Origin of the sequence: Bacteroides sp. AF32-8BH (assembly GCF_003435205.1) — a bacterium.
GTDB lineage: Bacteria > Bacteroidota > Bacteroidia > Bacteroidales > Bacteroidaceae > Bacteroides > Bacteroides ovatus.
Map to the genome: position 1 here is coordinate 67,690 of NZ_QVLZ01000035.1, position 7,711 is coordinate 75,400.

General features: G+C 39.3%; 4 protein-coding genes and 1 pseudogene. All 5 read right to left on the bottom strand.

The window, feature by feature from the left end; genetic code table 11:
- Positions 1–4: 4 nt before the first annotated feature.
- A pseudogene (locus DWZ47_RS21765) lies at positions 5–954 on the bottom strand (DUF4999 domain-containing protein).
- 23 nt (positions 955–977) lie between these two features.
- Positions 978–2,177, bottom strand: a complete 1,200-nt coding sequence (locus tag DWZ47_RS21770; RefSeq protein WP_117514673.1) for a DUF1735 and LamG domain-containing protein — start codon at positions 2,175–2,177, stop codon at positions 978–980.
- A gap of 8 nt (positions 2,178–2,185) precedes the next feature.
- Entirely contained in the window at positions 2,186–3,325 is a 1,140-nt protein-coding gene (locus tag DWZ47_RS21775) for a glycoside hydrolase family 18 (RefSeq protein WP_004313624.1), read from the bottom strand.
- A 27-nt stretch (positions 3,326–3,352) separates the two neighbouring features.
- The gene (locus DWZ47_RS21780; protein ID WP_117514675.1) at positions 3,353–4,903 is read right to left on the bottom strand and encodes a SusD/RagB family nutrient-binding outer membrane lipoprotein; all 1,551 of its coding nucleotides are present in this window, start codon (positions 4,901–4,903) and stop codon (positions 3,353–3,355) included.
- A gap of 17 nt (positions 4,904–4,920) precedes the next feature.
- Positions 4,921–7,711: SusC/RagA family TonB-linked outer membrane protein (locus DWZ47_RS21785; protein WP_233525087.1), on the bottom strand; the 2,791-nt coding region annotated here is incomplete at its 5' end.

Genomic DNA, 7,711 nt, shown 5'->3' on the forward strand with positions numbered 1-7,711 from the left:
ATACTTACTCACTTTTGGGTTCGTAAACATTAAATTCTGTAACATCCGTACGACCGTTTGTAGAGATAGTAATAATCTGATATTTCAGATATCGCGTAGTAATAGGAGAAATGAACGTAATATTCTGTTACCACCGGAGATTGCTAATGAACTCAATGATTTCCATGTCGTACCATTTTCAGACTGTAATATTTCCACTTCTCTAGGAGCATATGCATTGGCCCAATGATTCGTTTTGATACCTGTTAAAACCTTAGCTTCTCCTAAATCAACAGTAAACCAGAATCCTTTATTATTTAGAGCAACGTCAGTTCCAGTCTTGCCATCGATTAAATTATTGGGTGCGCCTTCTACTCCTTCTTCTACATTAATAATCCAGCCGGCACGATTACTGATAAGTTGGCTATTACTAGGAATACCGCTTTTTAGATTACAATAGGCAGCTTTATTAATAATGACAGGCAATGTACTTAAACTACTGCTAATAACAGTGTTCTTATCATTGGTAGTTACATTACTGATTGAGACACTGAAAGAGAAACTTGTTTTTTCCATGATACTGGCAAATATCGTCGGATCAACCGTCGCAGTGATTTCTTCAGAAGTCATCTGTCCTTCTTTGAGAGTAACCTGTGAGGAACTTAAAACGATCTGGCTTGCATCAAGCCCTTCTGTTTCACTTTTTGCACTTAATGCGATAACCATATCTGTAGAGACTGCTTTCTGTGTTTTTACAGTAAAAGCCATCTTAATTTCATCTCCTCCGATTCCATTCGCATCATGAGTCAGATTGAACTTTTTTACATTCCCCGATAAATAGTCATTTCTCTGTAGAGACACATACGTAGCATTCCACTCGTTAAAAACTTCTTCATCATCGCTACAGGACGAAATGAACGGGACAAACAAGCCGAGTAGGGCTGCTATTGATAGTGATTGAAATATATTTTTCATATGTACATACGATTAAATTATTACTATTTCCATTCGGTAGATTTATCTGTAGATAAAATACCGTCAATCCAGGTAGGAGTAGCAGAAGTAGTCAATGTATGACCTTTGCCGGTTGCATCTTCGAATACATTACCTTGTCCTTCATTGAATCGCCAATAAGCTTCCAAACCTACAGATTTAGGGCTAACTTGCGTCATGTTATTCTGAATTTGAGAAGCGGAACGAACTACGGACCAAATACGTGCTTCACTCATCAAAATTTTACAGTTTCCCCATCTACTATAAGAATCATCACCTAAGCAGAACCAATTTACATCAGAGAAAGTTGTTGCTCCTGTTGGTATACTCAACACACCCGAATCAACTCCGTTTATGTAAAGTCGATAGTTGGAACCATCACAGACCAATGCTAAATGTTGCCATTCGTTTGGCTTGAAAGAATTACTTGGATTCAAATAAAGCCGGTTACGTCCTACAATCTGTACTAATGAATGTGCCTTATAATTTTCATTGTCACTTTGAGGATCCTCAAAACGTAAAAGGATGAAGTTTGCATCATCTCCTCCGTTCTTAAATACTGCACGGTCACGGTCAGCTGTGTTGGCTACCTGAAAACGAACCTCTATCGTATATTGTGAATACGTTTCGGGAGATTCTGTGAATTTATTAGCTTTTAAACTAGGAGCGCCAACAAACATTGGAGCTGAAAATTCGATAATACTTTCTGCCAAGATAACAAAGGTTCCGGTATTTTCCATCGGTGAAATACTTCCATCTTGCGATACTAGTTTTACAGGCAGTGCATATGATTCTCCCGATTTCATCATTTCCTGACTGAAAGCTTTCAAAGCGATGGAGAGGGCATCGGCTGCATATTGTCCTGCTTTTACAGTAATCGTTTCCGGCAACGTATAATAATCTTTGGGCAACATTATATATCCGGTTCCATTAATATGGTTATAAGTGTCCAGTACTGATTGATCTGTAACCAATTTATAATGATTGTCTGTAGAAGAAAGATTACTTAGATGCACATTTAGGGTAGTAAAACTTTCTCCAGTAGCCTGTACGGTCACTTTTTGACTTGTACTGGAAAGAGCTTCTTCAATATAAGCATGTGTATCTAAAGTATCGTATTTTGCATCTCCACAACTTACTATACTTCCTAAGCCTGTTATGACTGCGGAGAAGCATAAAATTTTTATATAATTCATACGTTTCATAGTTTACATTAATTTTTAAGTAATGAATGTGATGACGGGTTCATAATTTGAATAGCACGGCGTATATTTTTATATTCTGGTGAAGTTCCATACTCTGCTTCCATATGATAGGTTCCTGCACCACCTTTACGGAATCCGTTACTTGGTTGCCAGCGTGCCATTCCTTCGAGAGATTTCATTTTGTTACCATAACGATCAGTGTAATCATATCCACCGTCCATAGCAGCATCGGTAGCCTCGAAATTCTCGGTCATGATGGTCATCTTCGTGATTTGTTCTTCAGACATGACACTGCTATACGTCTGAACAAGTCCTGCACCTGCTACGCCGCCTGTGATAAGACGTTTATCGAGTTTAGAATCACTGCCAGGACTACTATTATTGTAAGCCTGAATGATAAAATAGTCAAAATATAACCCGACTTCAGGTCTACCTGTTATGCTCTGTGGTTCGCCATCGATAACTAATAATTTGCCAGTTCCTGATTTCGGACCGAAATATTTGCCTAGTTCATCAACAAATGCAAACATTCTATCGTCTTCGTCTACGATATTACCGGGGTTGCCAAAATTAGGTTCATAATCGATATCAAAGCCGTCGTAACCATATTTGTTTACTGTATCGGCAATGGCGCTTGCATATTTGCGAATGGATGCTTCTATTGCTTCCTTATTTGATTCATCGGAAGGCCATCCCCAAAAATCATTCACAGCTTCTTTTTCGGATGAAAATCCCATATTTTCCCAATTTTCACGAATATTCTGCGGAGTAATTTGATCGCCTACACTTCTGATAATAAAACACATGGTAAAACGAGTACCTTTAACTTGTTGGCAAAATTCCAGATCTTTTTTTTGAGCTTCTGTAATGTTCGACCAATTTCCCCAAATAGAAACAATATCTACACTATCAGGAATACCGGCTAAAGAACTTTTCATATAGGCACCTTCACCACTCCAGCCACCAAACCAACCAAATGCAACTTGGTGATCTGTCTGTTTATAGGCACGCAAGGCCGCATAATATTCATCCGATACGATCGATTCGGGAAAAGTTTTTGCTTCTGACTCCGTCCAGTCACTGCAACCGATCAATGAGGTCGTTGCCAGTGATATGAGTACAATGTATAATAAATAAATTTTCTTCATAAAAGTCCTTTTTATGCATTATATAAATTAGTTCTTTTTAGCCCACTTTAAGTCAGTAGCTTCGTTATCAGCACCGCCTAGTTCTGCTACTCCCAGATCATAATTGGCTTTATTGTTTTGTGCCTCTGTATAAGGGAAACTTAGACGACGCATACCGCGTTGGCTGCTCACACCACAATCTGATAGATTGTCGATACAAGGATAAAGTTCCGGATAACCTGTACGGCGATATTCAGCCCATGCTTCCAATCCTAATGGATAATTGGCGATCCATTTTTGAGTAATGACACGTTGGAAATTCTTTCCATTTACGTTGTCAGCCTCGCTGTCATCCCACATTACACTCACAGTATTGGTAATTGTAGCAGTAGCATTTTGCACAACATCACTTTCATGTGATACGACAGGAGCCTCGTCAATCTTCATGTATTCAGTGGCTGAAACCTGATATTGTTCCATTGATAAATTAATACCATCTTCGTAATAGGCTTTTGCTGTTTTAGAACCGACATTCCAACCACGCAATTTTCCTTCTGCACGTAAAAACGCTGTCTCTGCAGCACAGAAAACCATTAATTTAGAAGTTGCCGTATATGCAGGAATAGAGAATCCTGCTGCATCTGCCTTTTTAAAATCAGCATCTCCAGTACGCATACCTACATATTTATCTGTTTTCCCGGCAAGGGTAGACTTATTAAAGAACTTCGGCATACGTGGATCGCCATATGCATTCATATAATCTACAATATTTGCATTCACACGCAGATCACCCCAACTTACAGCTGCCAGTTGATAGGGATTACTCTGCGTGCCACAAGAAAGCATAGCATTATCCGAATTACTTTCAATCAATCCTGCTTTATGTGTTACTGCTGCTTCAGCTGCCTCTTGAGCAATGCCAGGCCATGTTCCGCTGATTCGCATTGCAACACGTAAACGCATTGAATTGGCTAGCTTAGCCCAACTTGAATAATTTCCATCAAAAACCGGATCATTGGCTCCCAATGGGGCATTACCATTTGTTTCTACATAATAGTTGTACAAAACATCGGCTGCATTGGCTAAATCACTTAATATACTGGTATAGACCTGTTCCTGGGTATCATAAGATACATAGAAATTACCCTTCTTTACTTGGCTGTAAGGCATCGGTCCATAACAATCCGCAACGCGAAGCATTGTTATTGCACGTATCATACACGCAAAAGCATAATAATGTCCCGTAGAATTTGTCGCTTCTTGTATTTGGAAGAAGTTTCCATATATTTTTTCAAACGGAGTGTTCCAGGGGGTAGCATTCCAGGCATCACTCTGATTGAATGTGCTGAAGTTTGTACCACTCCATGTGTTAGAACAGCATAGATAGCCACCTAACTGTCCCACCATCTGATCTTGCATTTGAGAGTCATTCTGCTGAATATTCACAATTGTTTCAATCATAGATTTCATCAAAGTCGCAGGGTCTGCATCATGAATTTGATATTGATTCGTATTATACTCCTCAAATTTATCGGTACAACTTCCTGCCAGTAACAACAGAGCGGCACCGACTGTGATATTTCTTAAATATTTTCTCATAACATTAGCTTTTTCTTTTAAAATTGAACTTTCACATTAAAACCGAAGTTACGCAAGCTGGGTTGCATAAAGTAGTCTACATTCATATAATAGTTACTGGAGGTAGAGGCAGACAATTCCGGGTCAAATGGGGCTTTACAATAAATCATCCATAAATTACGTCCTACAATACCCAAAGTAACATTCGCCACATTTTTAAACCATCTTTTAGGAAGTGTATAGTTTAGACTCAATTCCTGCAAACGTACATTGGTTGCACTATATAGATAATAACGACCGTAGCCACCTTCACCCGTACCAATAGTCTGGTAATACTTTTGGGCGTTAACTTTGCCGTTATTAATAGGTATACCACCATTATCACGAGCTGTTGCAGATGTTTCGGATACTCCATAATAATCTAAAATACCTTGAGTAGCCGAATAAGCTAATCCGCCTACACGGGCTGATAATACAACTCCTAAATCAATTCCTTTATAAGTGAAATGATTGGTCCATCCGAGGTTGAAATCAGCATCCAGATTACCTACTTTTACCGGAGTGTTTGATGAAGTGATACCCAGATTACCATTCTGATCGACTTTTATATTACCGTTATTGTCTTTTGTCAGCTGGTTGTATACATAGATATCAGTCATGGAACCTCCTTCTGTTAGGATGACGCGAGGAGCTACATTCTCTTTACCTAACCAACCCACATTCATTTCATCCATTTGGATAGCTTCTCCTGTCACGGGATTCACGCTGCCGCTTGCCAGTCGTTTCACCTTGTTACGGTTTAGAGTGAAGGTTGCATTAGAAGACCATCCGAATCCTGCCCATTTATCACTGAATCCTAAAGCTAATTCAATACCCTGATTTTGCACGTTACCAGCTTGTACAATCGCTTGTTTATATCCGGAAGAAGAAGGGATATCTACCTTAAATGTTTGGTTCAGTGTATTAGAACGATAGTAAGTAGCGTCTAAATTAAAACGATTTCCCCAGAATTTCAAGTTCAAACCGATTTCCCAGGATTTAGTCTTTTCAGGTTTCATATTGTCCATCGGATATACGGTCGGATTCGCCCAGTTATGTGTCTGGCTGTTGTATTCGTAACCCGGATTAGTAAGGAAACGATCGAAAGAAGAGGCTACCACTGTATACGAACCGCGTATTTTAGCATAAGAAATCACCTCTGGTAGTTTAACCATTTCTGATAATAAAGCCGATAAACCGACTGACGGATAAAAGAACGATTTTTGTTTGGAGAATGCGAGTTTTGAATCCCAGTCATTACGTCCGGTTACGGTTAGATACAGTTGATTTTTCCAACTTAATTCAGCACTGGCAAAAATACTTTGAATTTCATCTTCATATCCGGTAGGGTCCGGTTTATAGTTGGCGGAGAAATTAATATTGTTGATCTGGAAGAAGTTGGGAATAACCAGGTCACCTGCAATATATAACTGATCCATTGAAGTATGATATATGGAAGCACCAACATTGGCTGTTAAATGAAAATCACCAAATGTTTTATCTATATTAGCCAGGAAATCGGCATATAAAGAACGTTCCTGACGCATGGCATCTTCAAAACCACCGCTTACACCACAGAATGTTGTTAATGTAGAAGCAGATTTTTCGTTTTTATTCCGGTAGTCGGAGTTGTCCAGATTGACACGACCGACAACATTGAGCCAATCTGCAGCCTGCCATTTCAAAGAAGCGTTCATCATATAACGTTTCTTGTTGGAAGTACGGTTGATGCGATTTTGTATCCAATATGGATTTTGTAATGACAAACTTGCATCACCATAAGGCCAATATTGTTCCATATAGCCGTAGTTAGTATTATAACGCTCATACAGACGAATTTCGTCAAAGTTGTCTCCACGAGGGAATAGATACAGTGATGGGAGAGGGTTATAATACTGTCCTTGAGAAACCATGTTTTTGTTGTTCTGAACGATATATTGTGCGCCGATATCCAGAGTGAGTTTATCATTCAGGAAATGGGTGGTATTACGTGCCGTAAAATTATAACGGTTATAGGAGTTATTCGGAAGAATCCCACCGGAGTTAGTTGTAGAAGCAGAAAGATAGGTCTGGTTTTTGGTATTTCCTGTAGATAATGCTACCGAATTGATAACATTGGATCCTGTTTCAAAGAAGTCAGATGGGTTATATCGACGGTTTGTCAATTCTCCCCAGCTGAATAATCCGGAACTTGTACCATAACGGTTCTGCATATCCGGCATAATATATGCTTTAGAGAAAGTAGTACTGTTGGATACTGTTATGGTAGTTTTCTCTGTTTGGCCTTTTTTAGTAGTAATTAAAACAACACCGTTTGCCGCAGCAGAACCATATAATGCTGCCGCAGAAGGACCGGTCATCATACTAATACTAGCAATATCGTCCGGATTTAAGTCAGCAACAGCATCTGATCCTCCCATCTCTCCAAATAATCCTTCGCCACCGCTTTTTCCTGTATTAAAAATAGGTACACCGTCAATTACATACAATGCATTGTTATCTTTAGTCAGAGATTTCATACCACGCATAACAACACGTGTGGCACCACCAGCACCGGTTGCACCACTATTAATCTGAACACCGGCAACCTTTCCTGATAGTGAATTCATAAAATTGGCATCTTTTACAGCTGTCAATTCGTCACCTTTTACCTCTTGTACATTATAACTTAACGCCTTAGTTGCACGCTTGATACCCAATGCAGTAACAACTACTTCGTCCAATACTTGCGTATCTTCTCCTAAGGTTACTTTTATAGGTTGTGCGTTGGCAAGCGTGATTGTTTGGGAG

Coding starts and splice junctions, on each gene's coding strand:
- DWZ47_RS21775 (WP_004313624.1), bottom strand. CDS start 3,325: ATGAAGAAAATTTATTTATTATACATTGTACTCATATCACTGGCAACG.
- DWZ47_RS21780 (WP_117514675.1), bottom strand. CDS start 4,903: ATGAGAAAATATTTAAGAAATATCACAGTCGGTGCCGCTCTGTTGTTA.
- DWZ47_RS21770 (WP_117514673.1), bottom strand. CDS start 2,177: ATGAAACGTATGAATTATATAAAAATTTTATGCTTCTCCGCAGTCATA.